Source organism: Streptococcus sp. F0442 (assembly GCF_000314795.2).
Lineage (GTDB): Bacteria > Bacillota > Bacilli > Lactobacillales > Streptococcaceae > Streptococcus.
The window spans coordinates 12,035-27,868 of sequence record NZ_KB373316.1; the positions used below are offsets into that span (position 1 = coordinate 12,035).

Consider the following 15,834-nt stretch of genomic DNA (forward strand, 5'->3'; position numbering starts at 1 on the left):
TTAATATTTATCAATTTGATTTGGAGATGTAATTTTTGAAAGGAGAGTATAAAATAATCAAGACTGCCAAAAAGAACGTAATTGATTTTTTAAACGATATTGGAATCAAACCGTTATTGTCTCTCATGATACTTGTGATAATAGTTATGATGGATAAGACTACATTAGTAAAGAGCATAAAATTACTAGGTTTAAATATTTATGCTTGGATTTTTTCAATAATATTATTATTTTACCTTGTTTGTTATAGACCAAGGGATAAAAGAATTAATGATTTAGCTAAAAGTAGTATTTATAAACAATATGTTTCTTTTTTCAGAGAAATAATTTTCTCAATTAGTTTAATCATATTTAGTTTGATTTTACTAGGTCTATTTTTTGATACTAAAACAAATAGAGAAATTATTAGCATAACTACAACGTTAGGATTATTACGTTTGATGATTTCTATAACGATGATTCTTACCGAGCTAAGCTTTATATCACTAATGTTATTATTTGTTACAATTTATTTGAGTTTATTTATAATAGGGATTTTTGATATTAAATGGTGGGCGTTAGCTACAAGTCTTTTGGTATTATGGAATTATATAAACTCTAGGGAGTTTCTAATATTCTTGAATAAGGGGGATACAAAGATAAATATTCCTGCTAAGTTGGAATATATATGGCAAGTAAATAGAATAATTTCTTATATCGTAACCTTTATCATATATTTTTCACTTCTTTTTTCTAGTGTTTTAATTGAAAAATCTAACTCAACGTTTTTTGAGAGAGGAACGATGAGGTTTTATACATTTTTTGGTACAACTGTTGTAATTATTTTATTATATGTCTTTTTTAGATTTTACTTTTCAAGAAATAATTCTTTAAGTCACAATTTGATAGGAAAATTATTTATCAAAATAGGAGATTTCATCTGTCTATATAAACTAGATAAATTTGTAGATTTGTATAATGAGACTTTAAATAAACATCAAACTAGGGAAGCTAGAAGATTAGTATATAAAAATTTTAAAAAAAGAAATTAAAGGAGAACACACATGTCTAAAGAACTTTCACCTAAATACAATCCAGCCGAGGTTGAGGCTGGCCGTTACCAAAAATGGCTTGACGCTGATGTTTTCAAGCCTTCAGGCGATCAAAAGGCTAAGCCATACTCTATCGTGATTCCACCACCAAACGTAACTGGGAAACTTCACCTTGGTCACGCTTGGGATACGACTTTGCAAGATATCATCATCCGTCAAAAACGCATGCAAGGTTTTGACACCCTTTGGCTTCCAGGGATGGACCACGCTGGGATTGCCACTCAGGCTAAGGTTGAGGAGCGCTTGCGTGGTGAGGGCATTACGCGTTACGACCTGGGTCGTGAAAAATTCCTAGAGAAAGTCTGGGAATGGAAAGACGAATATGCCACTACCATCAAGGAACAATGGGGCAAGATGGGGCTCTCTGTAGACTACTCTCGCGAGCGTTTCACGCTTGACGAAGGTTTGTCAAAAGCGGTTCGCAAGGTCTTTGTGGACCTTTACAAAAAAGGTTGGATCTACCGTGGTGAATTTATCATCAACTGGGACCCAGCAGCTCGCACAGCCCTTTCTGATATCGAGGTGATCCACAAGGACGTCGAAGGTGCCTTCTACCACATGAACTACATGCTAGAAGATGGTTCACGCGCCCTTGAAGTGGCGACAACTCGTCCTGAGACCATGTTTGGGGATGTAGCTGTTGCGGTCAACCCAGAAGACCCACGCTACAAGGACTTGATTGGTAAACATGTCGTTCTTCCAATCGCTAATAAACTCATCCCAATCGTTGGGGATGAGCACGCAGACCCTGAGTTTGGAACTGGTGTCGTAAAAATCACACCTGCCCATGATCCAAACGACTTCTTGGTCGGTCAACGCCACAATTTGCCACAAGTCAACGTCATGAACGACGACGGAACTATGAACGACTTGGCCTTCGAATTTGCAGGCATGGACCGTTTTGAAGCTCGTAAGGCAGTCGTTGCTAAGTTGGAAGAAATCGGTGCCCTTGTTAAAATCGAAAAACGTGTCCACAGTGTTGGTCACTCAGAGCGTACAGGTGTAGTGGTTGAGCCACGCTTGTCAACGCAATGGTTCGTCAAGATGGATCAATTGGCTAAGAACGCTATTGCCAATCAAGACACAGACGACAAGGTAGAATTCTACCCACCTCGTTTCAACGATACCTTCCTCCAATGGATGGAAAATGTCCACGACTGGGTCATCTCTCGTCAGCTCTGGTGGGGACACCAAATCCCTGCTTGGTACAATGCCGAGGGTGAAATGTACGTCGGTGAAGAAGCTCCTGAGGGTGACGGATGGACTCAGGACGAAGACGTCTTGGACACTTGGTTCAGTTCTGCCCTTTGGCCATTCTCAACTATGGGCTGGCCTGATGTCGACTCAGAAGACTTCAAACGTTACTTCCCAACTTCAACCTTGGTAACAGGATACGACATCATCTTCTTCTGGGTGTCTCGTATGATCTTCCAATCATTGGAATTCACTGGTCGTCAGCCATTCCAAAACGTTCTGATCCACGGTCTCATTCGTGACGAGCAAGGTCGCAAGATGTCTAAATCTCTCGGAAACGGGATTGACCCAATGGATGTTATCGAGAAATACGGTGCCGATGCCCTTCGCTGGTTCCTTTCAAACGGTTCTGCACCAGGTCAAGACGTGCGCTTTTCTTACGAGAAAATGGATGCTTCTTGGAACTTCATTAACAAAATTTGGAATATTTCTCGCTACATCCTCATGAACAATGAAGGTTTGACCCTTGAGCAAGCAACTGCCAATGTCGAAAAAGTGGTCAACAAGGAATCTGGAAATGTCACAGACCGCTGGATTCTCCACAACCTCAATGAAACCATCGGCAAGGTCACTGAAAACTTTGACAAGTTTGAATTTGGTGTGGCTGGTCACATCCTCTACAACTTCATCTGGGATGAGTTTGCGGACTGGTACGTTGAGTTGACCAAGGAAGTCCTTTATAGCGACAACGAAGAAGAGAAAGTTATCACACGTTCTGTTCTCCTTTACACTTTGGACAAGATCCTTCGTCTCCTCCACCCAATCATGCCATTCGTGACAGAGGAAATCTTTGGACAAATCTCAGAAGGTTCTATCGTTACAGCAGAATACCCAACTGTCAACCCAGCCTTTGAAGACCTCGCTGCCCACACTGGTGTCGAAAGCCTCAAAGACTTGATCCGTGCTGTTCGTAATGCGCGTGCAGAAGTAAACGTTGCTCCAAGCAAGCCTATCACCATTCTTGTCAAGACAAGCGATAGCGACTTGGAAGCCTTCTTTAATAGTAATGTCAACTATATCAAACGTTTCACAAATCCAGAACACCTGGAAATTGCATCAAACATCCCTGCACCTGAACTGGCTATGTCAAGCGTCATCACAGGAGCAGAAATCTACTTGCCACTGGCTGACCTCCTCAATGTCGAAGAAGAACTCGCTCGTCTCGATAAGGAACTGGCTAAATGGCAAAAAGAACTGGATCTGGTCGGTAAGAAGCTCTCTAACGAAAGCTTCGTAGCCAATGCCAAACCAGAAGTCGTCCAAAAAGAGCGCGACAAACAAGCCGACTACCAAGCCAAATACGACGCGACTGTAGCACGTATTGATGAGATGAAGAAGTTGGTGAAATAAACATAGAAACACGGCGGAATGCCGTGTTTTTTTGGTATAATGAAATCAATATCTATTGACGGAGAAAGTTATGTCTAAACACCCTCACTATGAATTGTTAAACTTGATTGGCTATGGTCTAGCTAAGTTTGATGATACTTTTATAAAGGAATTTCAATGCTCTAGTAAATCCGAGTTTTATCGTTACATAGTTTCTTTAGGTGTTGCAGAAACAACTGGTGTCGTCAAAAATAGAATGGATTTATTCGACCCCTATTTTGATAACAATCGAAAAGGTTGGTGGCAAAAAGCTGAAGTCTACCGTTTTCGAAAAGATTTAATTGACACGATGTTTGGAAATGAGGATGTTCACAGTTTTGCAGAAATCGTTAAAATGTTACTTGCAAGCGAAGGGAAGAAAATAGGTATAACCACCATTGAAAAGCCAATTGTTCGGACGAAATTCAAACGCCTACAAGAAACGGGAATGGAAGCAGAGAACTATTTCATACACCATTTTGATAAGGAAGAAAAATTTCAAGGTGGTCAATTGACTGATGCCCGTCTTTATGGTGATGGATATGATTTCCAAGTAGATGTTCAAGAACATTCATACCTTGCTGAGGTTAAAGGTATCCGAAAACCTAAAGGACGTATTCGTTTGACCGCCAAAGAATTTGAGAAAGCTAAGGAATATCAATCAGATTTTATTCTATCTCTAGTCACTAATCTCGACGATATTCCAAAATTGGTATTGATTGATAACCCACTTAACCATTTTGAATTTGAAAAAAATGTTATTAAAAATGAAGTCGTTGAATATAGAAGCTTGGAAGATTTATATTAATGAATGTAAACGTATCAGTGCTTACTACACTTACTGATATGAGCTCATAGATGGAATGGGATAACCATATATAGAGTAATTTAAAAAAATTGGTTAAGTTTCTCTTTTTTACAAAAACACCACCTCCTAGTCTTTAGGGGGTGGTGTCATGCTTTAGACCATTTTCCAGAAATAATCGATGATATAGGTCAGGCCGTAGGTGTAGATGACCAGGGTGATGGGTTTGCAGAGGATGATGATGGTCATGTAGCGTTTGAAGGTCATATTGGTCAGACCTGCCAGCATACAGATGAAGTCGGCAGGACTAACTGGCCAGATCATCATGAAGATAAAGAAGCGATCGAACCGCTTGCCTTCATTCAGCCAGCCAATGTACTTGTCATAGGTCTTCTGACTGACCATGGATTGGACGAATTTAGGCCCGTACATTCTCGCAAGGTGGAAAATAATGGCACAGCCGATTACGATGCCGATGTAATTGTAGATAGTCCCAATGATGTGGCCGTAGATGAAAACACCTGCTACAGATGTCAGGGCACCGGGAATAATAGGGACCACTGTCTGAAGGATCTGAAGAAAGATAAAGAGAGGTGGTCCAAAGATGCCTGCTTGGAGAATAAAAGCTGACAAAGTTTCCTTGGATTGAAGGATGCCAGCAAAGTAGGCCCAGATACAAAAGGCCAAGGTCCCAAGAGCTCCAATGATGGACGACCAATTAATGATGCGCTGGAGAAGAGGAGAGACCTCTTTTAAGCTTGTTTGTTTCATAAAAAATTCCGAGTTCTTTTTCTTCTACTATACCATGTTTTTGGAACTTTGTAAGGATTTTGTCTATTTTTTGAGCAGTGAAATTGACCTGATAGGAGTCTGTCGTTGTTTTAGTCGTGAAGCGAGTGCAAAATGGGTCTTTTTATGCTACAATGAAAGGAGTATAAAAAATGGAGAAAAACGTGTCAATCGAAAATTACAAACCAGATTTTGCGGTGGAAGCAGCCTATGATCTCACCGTTGCAGACTTGAAAAAACAGGGCATCAAGGCGGTCCTTGTGGATTTGGATAATACCTTGATTGCTTGGAATAATCCGGATGGTACCCCTGAGATGCGCCAGTGGTTGCATGACCTTCGTGATGGAGGGATTCGGGTTATCGTGGTGTCTAATAATAGTCCCAAACGTGTCAAGCGCGCTGTCGAGAAATTTGATATTGACTATGAAGCCTGGTCGCTCAAGCCCTTTACTTTTGGGATTGATCGTGCCCTCAAACGTTTCCACTATGAGAAAAATGAAGTGGTCATGGTCGGGGATCAACTGATGACCGATATTCGGGCAGCCCATCGTGCAGGCATTCGTTCGATTTTGGTCAAGCCTTTGGTCGAGCATGACTCCATCAAGACGCAGATCAACCGAGCGCGTGAACGCCGTGTCATGAAGCAAATGGCCGAGAAATATGGTCCGATTGAATATAAAAAAGGAATTTAAGAATGGAAGAATTATTCTGTATTGGCTGTGGGGCCCCCATTCAGACAGAAAACAAAGAGGGGCTAGGCTATACTCCCCAATCAGCTCTTGAAAAGGGCTTGGAAACAGGTGAAGTCTATTGCCAACGCTGTTTCCGTCTGCGTCACTACAATGAAATCACTGATGTGCATCTGACAGATGATGATTTCCTAAAACTCCTTCACGAAGTAGGAGATAGTGATGCACTCGTGGTCAATGTAGTCGATATTTTTGACTTTAATGGATCCGTCATTCCTGGCCTACCACGCTTTGTAGCAGGAAATGATGTCCTCTTGGTCGGAAACAAAAAAGACATCTTGCCCAAGTCTGTCAAGGATAGCAAGGTGACCCATTGGTTGATGGAGCGGGCCCACGAAGAAGGGATGCGTCCTGTCGATGTGGTCCTCACTTCTGCTCAAAACAAGAGTGCTATCAAGGACTTGATGGAAAAGATCGAGCAGTACCGCAAAGGCCGTGATGTCTATGTGGTAGGTGTGACCAACGTTGGGAAATCGACCCTCATCAATGCGATCATCCAAGAAATCACTGGAGACAAGGATATCATTACAACCTCTCGCTTCCCAGGAACGACACTGGACAAGATCGAAATCCCACTGGACGATGGTTCCTATATCTACGATACACCAGGGATTATCCATCGCCACCAGATGGCTCATTATTTAACGGCAAAAAACCTCAAGTATGTCAGCCCTAAAAAAGAAATCAAGCCCAAGACTTATCAGCTCAATCCCGAGCAAACCCTCTTTTTGGGTGGTCTGGGACGCTTTGACTTTATCAAGGGAGAAAAGCAAGGTTTCACCGCCTTCTTTGATAACGAACTCAAGCTTCATCGGACCAAACTCGAAGGAGCAACCGCCTTTTATGACAAGCATGTCGGTGGCTTACTAACACCCCCTAACAGCAAGGAAAAAGAAGAATTTCCACCCTTGGTTTCCCATGAGTTTACCATCAAGGACAAGACAGACCTCGTCATCTCAGGACTCGGCTGGATCCGCGTCAATGGGAAAGCAAAAGTAGCTGTGTGGGCACCAGAAGGCGTCACCGTCGTCACTCGAAAAGCTATTATTTAAAAAAACAGGAAAAAATATATCTGAAGAGCGAACAAAGTGAGCTCATAAAGCGATCGTTATTGCCGTGGTGTAGTTGCCAATCGTAAGATTGGCAAGGGCAAAATGGAGACCAAGGCTCCATTTTGAGGTGAGGAAATCCATTTTTCAAAGATGAGATCTTTGAAAAATTAGTTCCGACCGTCCCCACCACTTAAAATAACGATCAAAAAAAAGGAAGTAAAGCATGACATTAACATCTAAACAACGGGCTTTCCTCAATAGCCAAGCCCACAGCCTCAAACCGATTATCCAAATCGGGAAAAACGGGCTTAATGACCAAATCAAAACCAGTGTTCGTCAAGCGCTAGATGCTCGCGAACTGATCAAGGTCACCCTTCTTCAAAATACGGACGAGAATATCCATGAAGTAGCGGAAATCTTGGAAGAAGAAATCGGTGTGGATACGGTTCAAAAAATTGGACGCATCCTCATCTTGTATAAACAATCAAGCAAAAAAGAAAACCGGAAGATTTCAGTCAAAGTAAAAGAAATCTAAGACATTGAGGAGAGCAAACCTATGGCAATTGAACTATTGACTCCCTTTACCAAGGTAGAGTTAGAGCCAGAGATCAAAGACAAGAAACGCAAACAAGTTGGTATTTTGGGTGGGAATTTCAATCCGGTCCACAATGCCCATTTAGTCGTTGCGGATCAAGTGCGCCAACAATTAGGGTTAGATAAGGTGCTCTTGATGCCTGAGTATGAGCCGCCGCATGTCGATGCTAAGGGGACGATTGCAGAGCACCATCGTCTCAAGATGCTGGAATTAGCCATTGAAGGCATTGAAGGTCTTGAAATCGAGACGATTGAGCTCGAGCGCAAAGGGATTTCCTATACCTACGATACCATGATCTTGCTCAATGAACGCGATCCAGACACAGACTATTACTTCATTATTGGTGCAGATATGGTGGATTATTTACCCAAATGGCACCGCATCGATGAATTGGTGGAGATTGTGCAATTTGTCGGGGTACAGCGACCACGCTATAAGGCAGGGACTTCTTATCCGGTGATATGGGTGGATGTTCCCCTAATGGATATCTCCTCTAGTATGGTGCGTGATTTTGTAGCCAAAGGTCGGACGCCGAATTTTATGTTGCCAAAACCAGTCTTGGACTACATCAAGAAAGAAGGATTGTATCAATGACCTATGAAAACTACCTAGGCTTTTCTCGTGAGGTCTTGCTCGAAAAAATGCGTCAAATCCTGCCAGAAAAACGGCTAACCCACTGTTTAGGGGTTGAGAAGGCTGCGCGTGACTTGGCTAAACGCTATGGGGCTGATGAAGAGCAGGCTGGTCTAGCAGGTTTGTTACATGACTATGCCAAGAAATTATCGGATCAGGAATTTTTGGACTTGATTGATCGCTATGAGCTAGATCCAGCTTTAAAAAACTGGGGCAACAATGTCTGGCATGGGATGGTCGGGATTTACAAGATCCAAGAAGATCTCGGATTGACAGAACCAGCTATTCTTCGCAGTATTGAGATTCACACAGTGGGGAGTGGACAGATGTCAACCTTAGACAAGATTGTCTATGTGGCAGATTATATTGAACACAATCGGGTCTTTCCGGGGGTAGAGCAAGCACGTGACATCGCCCAAGTCTCCTTGGATCGTGCCGTGGCCTATGAGACGGCACGCACAGTCGAACACCTGGCCCACCAAGGATTGCCCATTTATCCCCAAACCCTTGAAACCTACAATGCCTTTGTGAAGTATTTGAAAGAGGAGCAGTGAGTGAAAACAGCTTTAATCATTATTGATGTTCAAAATATTCTCGTGGAAACAGGTTTTGAGACAGAAAAACTCTTAGAGAAGATTGCTTATTTGCAAGATCGGGCTAGAAAACAGCAGATTGAAATCATCTACATACAGCATATTGAAACGCCAGAGGCTTTAACTTCAGAAGATTGGCAGTTATCGCCCCTGTTGAATAGACAGGAGAATGAAAAGGTGTTTAAGAAGCGATACAATAGCATGTTTAAAGAGACAGGATTAAAAGAATACTTGGATCAACAAGGGATTGAACAACTGGTCCTGTGTGGCATGCAGACAGAATATTGTGTCGATACATCCATCAAAGTGGGATTTGAATACGGCTATAAGCTGGTCATTCCAGAAGGAGCTGTCACAACCTTTGATGGAGAGGATATCCCAGCAGAAACCCTCAATGAATTTTATGAAAATATTTGGGAAGAACGTTTTGCGGATGTCTTAGACTACAAAACAATTTTTTAAAGAAAGAGGACTAAATGAAAGAAAAAGAATTACTTGAACTTGTTGTTAAAGCTGCCGATGAAAAACGTGCAGAAGATATTGTGGCTTTGGATGTTCAAAGCTTGACCAGCGTGACGGATTACTTTGTTATCGCAAGCTCTATGAACAGCCGTCAGTTGGAAGCGATCGCAGAAAATATCCGCGAGAAAGTCGTTGAAGCTGGTGGCAATGCCAGCCACGTCGAAGGTGACTCAGCAGGAGGTTGGGTCCTTCTTGACTTAGGTGGTGTGGTGGTCCATGTCTTCTCAGAAGAAATGCGTGCTCACTATAACCTAGAAAAACTATGGCACGAAGCAAATGCTGTCGATCTTTCAGCAGCCCTAGCATAAGCAGGTAAACTCAGTTGGTAGCAACTGAGTTTTGTTGGTTAAATTGAAATTCTATGGAAAGAAAGGATGGGGCCTCGTGTTAAGTTAGTTTGGTAACGGAACACGAGCTAAAAGCTGTGAGAAAAAGAGTAACTTCCTTTGTATCTGACGATACGGCAGAAAGTTTCCTATTTTCTCTTTGCTTTTAACGCTCTTTGTATCTTAGAAAGGATTTGAACCCGTCCTGTAATCCTCGGAAAATAGATAGGGCTATGTCAAATTATTAACTAAAAAATTTATTGTTTGACGCAGTAGCTGATTGGACTTTTCATTCGCTTTTTAAGCTCGGAAGAGTACCTAATCAGCCTTGCGGGGGTGAGACAACGAACGAATTTTCTAAGAAAACTCGTTCTGTCTCACTCCCCTAATTTTCTATCGGATTACGGGCGGACTTGGTATCATGAATATGGCGACTTATGAAACGTTTGCGGCGGTCTATGATGCGGTCATGGATGACAGTCTGTATGATTTGTGGACGGATTTTTCCCTCCGCCATCTCCCAAAGACAAAAGATAAGAAAAAATTACTGGAATTGGCTTGTGGGACAGGGATTCAGTCTGTCCGTTTCTCCCAAGCTGGCTTTGACGTAACAGGATTAGACTTGAGTGCTGATATGCTGAAGATTGCTGAAAAAAGAGCGGCTTCAGCCAAGCAAAAGATTGATTTTATCGAGGGCAATATGCTGGACCTGTCACAAGCAGGTACTTATGATTTCGTGACTTGCTATTCGGATTCTATCTGCTACATGCAGGACGAGGTGGAAGTGGGAGATGTCTTCAAAGAAGTCTATAACGCTCTTAATGAAGATGGTATCTTTATTTTTGATGTCCATTCGACCTACCAGACGGATGAGGTTTTCCCGGGCTATTCTTACCATGAAAATGCGGAAGATTTTGCCATGCTCTGGGATACCTATGAGGATGAAGCCCCTCACTCGATCGTCCATGAGCTGACCTTCTTTGTCCAAGAAGAGGATGACAGCTTTAGTCGGCACGACGAAGTCCATGAGGAGCGTACCTATGAAGTTTTAACCTATGATATTTTGCTGGAGCAGGCTGGCTTTAAATCTTTCAAATTGTACGCGGACTTTGAAGATAAGGAGCCGACAAAGACCAGCAAACGTTGGTTCTTCGTAGCACAGAAGTAGGCTAGCATGACAGTTACAGGAATTATTGCAGAATTTAATCCCTTTCACAATGGGCACAAGTACCTGCTGGAACAGGCAGAAGGGCTGAAAATCGTTGCCATGTCTGGGAATTTTGTCCAACGTGGCGAGCCTGCCATTGTAGACAAGTGGATTCGCGCGCAGATGGCTTTAGAAGATGGAGCAGACCTGGTGGTCGAGCTCCCCTTTCTCGTGTCTGTTCAGTCGGCGGATCATTTTGCCAAGGGAGCGGTGGAGATCTTGTTCCGTCTGGGAATCGACCAATTGACCTTTGGGACAGAAGAGGTCTTAGATTACCAAGCGATTGCAACTGTTTACTCTGAGAAAGAAGTGGAAATGGAAGCTTTCTTGCGAAGCCTTCCTGACGATTTATCCTATCCACAGAAGACCCAAAAAATGTGGGAAAGCTTTGCTGGAGTGGAGTTCACAGGAGATACTCCCAATCATATCTTAGGGTTGGCTTATGTCAAGGCTTGTGCTGGAAAGGGGATTGCGCTCAAGGCTATCCAACGTCAGGGTGCGGGCTACCATTCGGAGGAAAAAGAGGTAGCTTATGCTTCTGCGACTAGTCTACGTCTACACAAGGAAGATCAGGACTTTGTCGCTAGATTCATGCCCAATAGCCAACTCTTTCAGTCGGCTCCACAGGTGTCTTGGGAGGATTATGACCAACTGCTCCGTTATCAAATCCTAACTCATCCGGATCTGACACAGATATTTCAGGTCAATGAAGAACTGGCCAATCGGTTAAAGGATGCGGTTCGAGGTGCGAGCTCTGTGGAAGACCTGGTGGAGAAAGTCGCAACCAAGCGCTATACCAAAGCTCGTGTCCGCCGCATCTTGATCTACATATTGGTAGGGGCGATGGATCAAGCTCTTCCAGATGCCATTCATGTCTTAGGATTTTCCGCAAAGGGACAGGCCCACCTCAAGTCACTAAAAGGTCAAGTGGACTTGGTGACGCGGATTGGTAAGGAACCTTGGGACAGTTTGACCCAACAAGCGGATCAGGTGTATCAGCTAGGCCATCCCCAATTGCCAGAACAGATCTGGGGTCGGGTGCCAGTGAGACTAAGAGATGAATAATGGATGGTTGGTAGAGTAGTTCCATCCTGGATGATGCGCAAAAAACTCTTCCAAGTCTTATGATTTGTGATATAATATAAAAGATTGAAAATAATTTGAAAAAAATTAAGGAGAATCCTCATGGGACGTAAATGGGCCAATATTGTAGCCAAGAAAACTGCCAAAGATGGTGCTAACTCAAAAGTATATGCCAAATTTGGTGTGGAGATCTATGTAGCCGCTAAAAAGGGTGAACCAGATCCAGAATTGAATACTGCTTTGAAATTCGTTATCGACCGTGCTAAACAAGCGCAAGTGCCAAAACACGTGATTGATAAAGCGATCGACAAGGCAAAAGGAAACACTGACGAAACCTTTACAGAAGGGCGTTACGAAGGGTTCGGACCAAATGGTTCAATGTTGATCGTTGATACCTTGACGTCAAACGTTAACCGTACAGCTGCCAATGTCCGTGCGGCTTTTGGTAAAAACGGCGGTAACATGGGAGCTTCTGGTTCTGTATCTTACCTCTTTGACAACAAGGGTGTCATTGTCTTTGCAGGTGATGATGCGGATGCCATCTTTGAGCTTTTGCTTGAAGCAGATGTGGATGTAGATGATGTAGAAGCAGAAGAAGGAACGATCACAGTCTACACTGCTCCAACTGATCTTCACAAAGCGATCGTTGCTTTGCGGGAATCTGGTATCGAAGAATTCCAAGTAACAGAATTGGAAATGATTCCTCAATCAGAAGTTGAGTTGTCAGGTGAAGATTTGGAAACATTTGAAAAACTTTACAGCGTTCTTGAAGACGATGAGGACGTACAAAAAATCTACACAAACGTAGATGGATTCTAATCACTCTTACGGACTATAGTGAATCCCATAAATTAAGAAAAAGGATAGCTTCTCAGATCAAGCTATCCTTTTTCTCTGTCTGATGAGGATCTATCTTTTGTAAGTGATGGCCTGTATAAGCGTAAATACGGGTCAGGGGTGATTGGGAGAGTGTGGAAACCTTAAAATAGAAATAATGGTCTCGATGATCCCGACTTTTGGTATGGTGAAGACGAAAGTAGTTTCGCTGGCCTGCTGCCATAGAGTGGAGAATATCGTCTTCTAAAAAGACGAGTGGCGTAGAAGTAGCCGCCCACTTGTAAAAGTCTGTCTCAAATTGGTGGTAATTCTCTGAAAAATAATCAAATTGTAATTCGTGTTTAGTCTGAATAGGTTTCATAGGGTGTTTCCTCAGCTTCAATAAAAATGATAGAGGTCAGAAGAAGCCGGTGGTAGTGGCCATTGCTTTTGAGAAGAAGCTCAGAAGCAGATAAGGTGTGAATCGAACCTGTGTAGGTTGCAAATTGATTCCCCTCTAGAGTCGTAATCGAGATCGTCGTTTGTTGTTGGAAGGCCTGCTCCAAGAGCTGGATCTGTTCAGAAAGAGGAAGAACGTTGAGCTGACTGCGGTCAATTTCTTTTGTATCCAGGGCAGTTGTGTGCTCAGATAAAAAGAAGCCGGCCCATTTGGCCATGCCACGGTCTTGAAATTCGCGTGCGGATTGATAAGGGAGATAAGAACGGTCGATCATGTTAATCCATCTAAGCCTCCTGCGGAATGTCCGCCTGTTAGTTTACTGCGTGCAATGGCGCGTGAGTTTTCTAGTAGTGAGGAGCCTTTCTGAAGAGAGGTAAAGCCAAATTGATCCCGAATGCGGTCAATGGTCTGCTGGAGTTTTTCCTCTTTTTCCAGAGCTACTGGATCATCAAAGAGAGAAAAGAATTGGAGGGACTCCTCGACAAGTTCTCCATAAAAAACACCAATCTGCCGAATGGCTCCGCCTTTGTACTTGGAGCGAAAAAGCCGCAGAACCGTATCGGATAAAACCTTGGTAGATTGGGTGGGTTCAATCTTTTGCTGGCAGTGAATGGACGGAAGCCCCTCGATTTTGGAGTAGGAGGCATGAATGGAGACCAGCTGGGTCTTCTTTTTTTTCCGTCGCAAGCGAATAGCCACCTGTTCAGCCATCTCCCGAAATACCAGTTCAATGTCGGCTTGTAGATAGTAGTCATAGGGCAAGATTTGAGAGTTACCAATGCCTCGTGATTTCGGACGATAAGGCTTGTGGACATTGCTTTCATCAATGCCATGAGCATGGAACCACAGTTGAAGACCCATGACTCCGAATTCTTTCTTTAAGAGATCGGGATGAGCCTGAGCCAGTTCTTTAATTGATGTGATCCCGATCCCTTGCAATCGTTTTTCAGTGCGACGTCCAATGCCCCAAAAATCAGTGAGCTGGGGCAGTTTCCAGACCTTCCTTTCTACATCTTCATAAGACCAATTGCAGCGCATATTTCGACAATGCTTGGCTTCATTGTCCAAGGCTAGCTTGGCAAGAAGGGGATTGGCGTTGCTGAGGCCGATGGTAGAGTAGATTCCAGTTTCCTGCCAGATCCTTTTTTGGATTCTGGCAGAAAGGAGATCCAGTTTTTCCTTTCGAGAGAGGGAGGAATCTGGAATAAAATAATTTAAGGAAGAAGTCAGATCGATAAAGCCTTCGTCAATCGAGTAAGGGAAAATATCATCTGGTGCCGCAAATTCCTGAAAGACCTTCTGAATCTCCATATTGACCTGAATGTAGGCATTCATCCGTGGAGGCACAATCAGAGTCCTCTTGGCCCAGGATTCAATGGATGCAATAAAGGATGGATCCGTCGGCAATCCTTGTTTTTTTGCGACGTAGCTATTGAATTTTCTGGTCTTGAGATCAAAAGGCAGGTCGTAGCTCCGGCTGACATTTTTCTTGCCAAAGACTTGTTTGAAAACGGGGGAGCTGGCCAAAATTAGACCAGCAGAATTGTCGCTCCGGCTCATGACGCAAAGAGAAGTAGTCAGGGGATTTAGGCCCAGACGGACACACTCACAGCTAGCATAAAAACTTTTCATATCCACAAAAGCAATATCAGAATGAGGCTCACGTGAATAATCAAATAGCATACTTACACCTCAAGAGGAAGAAAATGCCCGACTACAATACCGACGATTTTGGGCTCGTCTTCATAAGGAGCAAATAAATCGTCATAATCAGGGTTGATGGATTCTAAGCGCAAGCCTTCCGCTTCCCGATAGACTTTCTTGATGTAAGTTTTTCCATTCCAGATGAGGGCGTAGACAGCTCCATCATAGTCAAATCCGGTCTGCTTCATGAGGGCAACAGAGCCATTGGGGTAGAGAGGTTCCATGGAATTTCCGGATACCCAAGATGAGAAGTCATGCTGGATCTCTTTGTCAAAATAGACGGTTTCATAGTCTGTTTCGTTATCATAAAAGGTATGTCCTAAACCAGCTGCCAGCTCAATTGAAAGAACCTTATAAGCCGTCAAGGAAACAACTTTTTGCTGCTGCTCTAATAACTGGCTGGCCAATTGGTCGACTTTCTTTTGATGAGGTGGGGTTAATAAAGGGTAGGTGTAGAGTGCAGACTCTTTGTTAATAAAGTAGTCCTCTTTAACGGAGAGGCGCTTGGCCAACCTCCTGAGATTTTTTTCGTGTGGCTCCGCTAAGCCATTCTCCCAACTGGAGTAAGTCTTGCGAGAAATTTTGAGATCCTCGTAGACATCTGCTTGGGTCAAGCCTTTTTCCAGGCGTCTTTCTTTTAGTTTTTTTGCATCAAACATGTCGCTTCTCCTATGTAACGTTTTAAAGGTTACATATAGTTTATCAAAAATAAAATCCTTTTGCAAGAGAAAAATTCCGTTATAAGGGGATGGAAAGACTTGGATTTTAAGTGAAAAAAGAGTATAAT

Annotated in this window: 18 protein-coding genes; 13 read left to right on the top strand and 5 right to left on the bottom strand. The window is 43.0% G+C overall.

Annotated elements, in window-relative coordinates; genetic code table 11:
* The first annotated feature begins 35 nt into the window (after positions 1 to 35).
* The 3 genes from HMPREF9186_RS09005 to HMPREF9186_RS09015 all read left to right on the top strand — a co-directional run bounded on the left by HMPREF9186_RS09005 (position 36) and on the right by HMPREF9186_RS09015 (position 4,521).
* Positions 36 to 1,031 carry a hypothetical protein gene (locus HMPREF9186_RS09005; RefSeq protein WP_009732358.1) on the top strand — a complete coding sequence of 332 codons (996 nt, stop codon included), beginning with the start codon at positions 36 to 38 and terminating at the stop codon, positions 1,029 to 1,031.
* Between the two features lie 12 nt (positions 1,032 to 1,043).
* Positions 1,044 to 3,695 (top strand): valine--tRNA ligase, encoded by a 2,652-nt coding sequence (locus HMPREF9186_RS09010; protein ID WP_009732359.1) that lies wholly within the window; start codon positions 1,044 to 1,046, stop codon positions 3,693 to 3,695.
* Between the two features lie 70 nt (positions 3,696 to 3,765).
* Positions 3,766 to 4,521: a DUF3883 domain-containing protein gene (locus HMPREF9186_RS09015; RefSeq protein ID WP_009732360.1), complete on the top strand. Its 756-nt coding sequence runs from the start codon at positions 3,766 to 3,768 to the stop codon at positions 4,519 to 4,521.
* A 153-nt stretch (positions 4,522 to 4,674) separates the two neighbouring features.
* Here HMPREF9186_RS09015 and HMPREF9186_RS09020 read toward each other — a convergent pair whose 3' ends face one another.
* On the bottom strand, positions 4,675 to 5,289 hold the full coding sequence (locus HMPREF9186_RS09020) for a TVP38/TMEM64 family protein (protein ID WP_009732361.1): 615 nt from the start codon (positions 5,287 to 5,289) through the stop codon (positions 4,675 to 4,677).
* 182 nt (positions 5,290 to 5,471) lie between these two features.
* On the opposite strand from HMPREF9186_RS09020, the gene HMPREF9186_RS09025 reads away from it, so the two are divergent.
* The 10 genes from HMPREF9186_RS09025 (at position 5,472) to HMPREF9186_RS09070 (ending at position 12,886) form a co-directional block, all read left to right on the top strand.
* Positions 5,472 to 5,999 carry a YqeG family HAD IIIA-type phosphatase gene (locus HMPREF9186_RS09025; RefSeq protein WP_049485516.1) on the top strand — a complete coding sequence of 176 codons (528 nt, stop codon included), beginning with the start codon at positions 5,472 to 5,474 and terminating at the stop codon, positions 5,997 to 5,999.
* A gap of 2 nt (positions 6,000 to 6,001) precedes the next feature.
* Positions 6,002 to 7,108, top strand: a complete 1,107-nt coding sequence (gene yqeH, locus HMPREF9186_RS09030; protein ID WP_009732362.1) for a ribosome biogenesis GTPase YqeH — start codon at positions 6,002 to 6,004, stop codon at positions 7,106 to 7,108.
* A gap of 223 nt (positions 7,109 to 7,331) precedes the next feature.
* Positions 7,332 to 7,643, top strand: a complete 312-nt coding sequence (gene yhbY / locus HMPREF9186_RS09035) for a ribosome assembly RNA-binding protein YhbY (protein ID WP_006595720.1) — start codon at positions 7,332 to 7,334, stop codon at positions 7,641 to 7,643.
* 21 nt (positions 7,644 to 7,664) lie between these two features.
* The gene (locus HMPREF9186_RS09040; protein WP_009732363.1) at positions 7,665 to 8,297 is read left to right on the top strand and encodes a nicotinate-nucleotide adenylyltransferase; all 633 of its coding nucleotides are present in this window, start codon (positions 7,665 to 7,667) and stop codon (positions 8,295 to 8,297) included.
* Entirely contained in the window at positions 8,294 to 8,890 is a 597-nt protein-coding gene (gene yqeK, locus HMPREF9186_RS09045; protein WP_009732364.1) for a bis(5'-nucleosyl)-tetraphosphatase (symmetrical) YqeK, read from the top strand. The genes HMPREF9186_RS09040 and yqeK overlap by 4 nt, the downstream gene beginning before the upstream one ends.
* On the top strand, positions 8,891 to 9,391 hold the full coding sequence (locus tag HMPREF9186_RS09050) for a cysteine hydrolase family protein (protein WP_009732365.1): 501 nt from the start codon (positions 8,891 to 8,893) through the stop codon (positions 9,389 to 9,391).
* A 14-nt stretch (positions 9,392 to 9,405) separates the two neighbouring features.
* Complete coding sequence (gene rsfS / locus HMPREF9186_RS09055) at positions 9,406 to 9,759, top strand: ribosome silencing factor (RefSeq protein WP_009732366.1); 354 nt, start codon at positions 9,406 to 9,408, stop codon at positions 9,757 to 9,759.
* A 445-nt stretch (positions 9,760 to 10,204) separates the two neighbouring features.
* Positions 10,205 to 10,945: a class I SAM-dependent DNA methyltransferase gene (locus HMPREF9186_RS09060; protein WP_037614203.1), complete on the top strand. Its 741-nt coding sequence runs from the start codon at positions 10,205 to 10,207 to the stop codon at positions 10,943 to 10,945.
* Positions 10,946 to 10,951: 6 nt separating this feature from the next.
* Positions 10,952 to 12,049, top strand: a complete 1,098-nt coding sequence (locus HMPREF9186_RS09065) for a nucleotidyltransferase (RefSeq protein ID WP_009732368.1) — start codon at positions 10,952 to 10,954, stop codon at positions 12,047 to 12,049.
* A 120-nt stretch (positions 12,050 to 12,169) separates the two neighbouring features.
* On the top strand, positions 12,170 to 12,886 hold the full coding sequence (locus tag HMPREF9186_RS09070) for a YebC/PmpR family DNA-binding transcriptional regulator (RefSeq protein WP_006146163.1): 717 nt from the start codon (positions 12,170 to 12,172) through the stop codon (positions 12,884 to 12,886).
* A gap of 52 nt (positions 12,887 to 12,938) precedes the next feature.
* Here the strand turns inward: HMPREF9186_RS09070 and HMPREF9186_RS09075 are convergent, their stop codons facing one another.
* From HMPREF9186_RS09075 to HMPREF9186_RS09090, 4 genes are read right to left on the bottom strand one after another with little or no spacing between them, the layout of a single operon-like run.
* Complete coding sequence (locus tag HMPREF9186_RS09075; RefSeq protein ID WP_009732369.1) at positions 12,939 to 13,265, bottom strand: DUF5960 family protein; 327 nt, start codon at positions 13,263 to 13,265, stop codon at positions 12,939 to 12,941.
* Positions 13,246 to 13,617: a hypothetical protein gene (locus HMPREF9186_RS09080; RefSeq protein ID WP_009732370.1), complete on the bottom strand. Its 372-nt coding sequence runs from the start codon at positions 13,615 to 13,617 to the stop codon at positions 13,246 to 13,248. The genes HMPREF9186_RS09075 and HMPREF9186_RS09080 overlap by 20 nt, the downstream gene beginning before the upstream one ends.
* Positions 13,614 to 15,026, bottom strand: coding sequence for a Y-family DNA polymerase (locus tag HMPREF9186_RS09085; protein ID WP_009732371.1), 1,413 nt, complete (start codon positions 15,024 to 15,026; stop codon positions 13,614 to 13,616). The genes HMPREF9186_RS09080 and HMPREF9186_RS09085 overlap by 4 nt, the downstream gene beginning before the upstream one ends.
* 2 nt (positions 15,027 to 15,028) lie before the next feature.
* Complete coding sequence (locus HMPREF9186_RS09090) at positions 15,029 to 15,706, bottom strand: helix-turn-helix domain-containing protein (protein WP_009732372.1); 678 nt, start codon at positions 15,704 to 15,706, stop codon at positions 15,029 to 15,031.
* Positions 15,707 to 15,834: the final 128 nt, after the last annotated feature.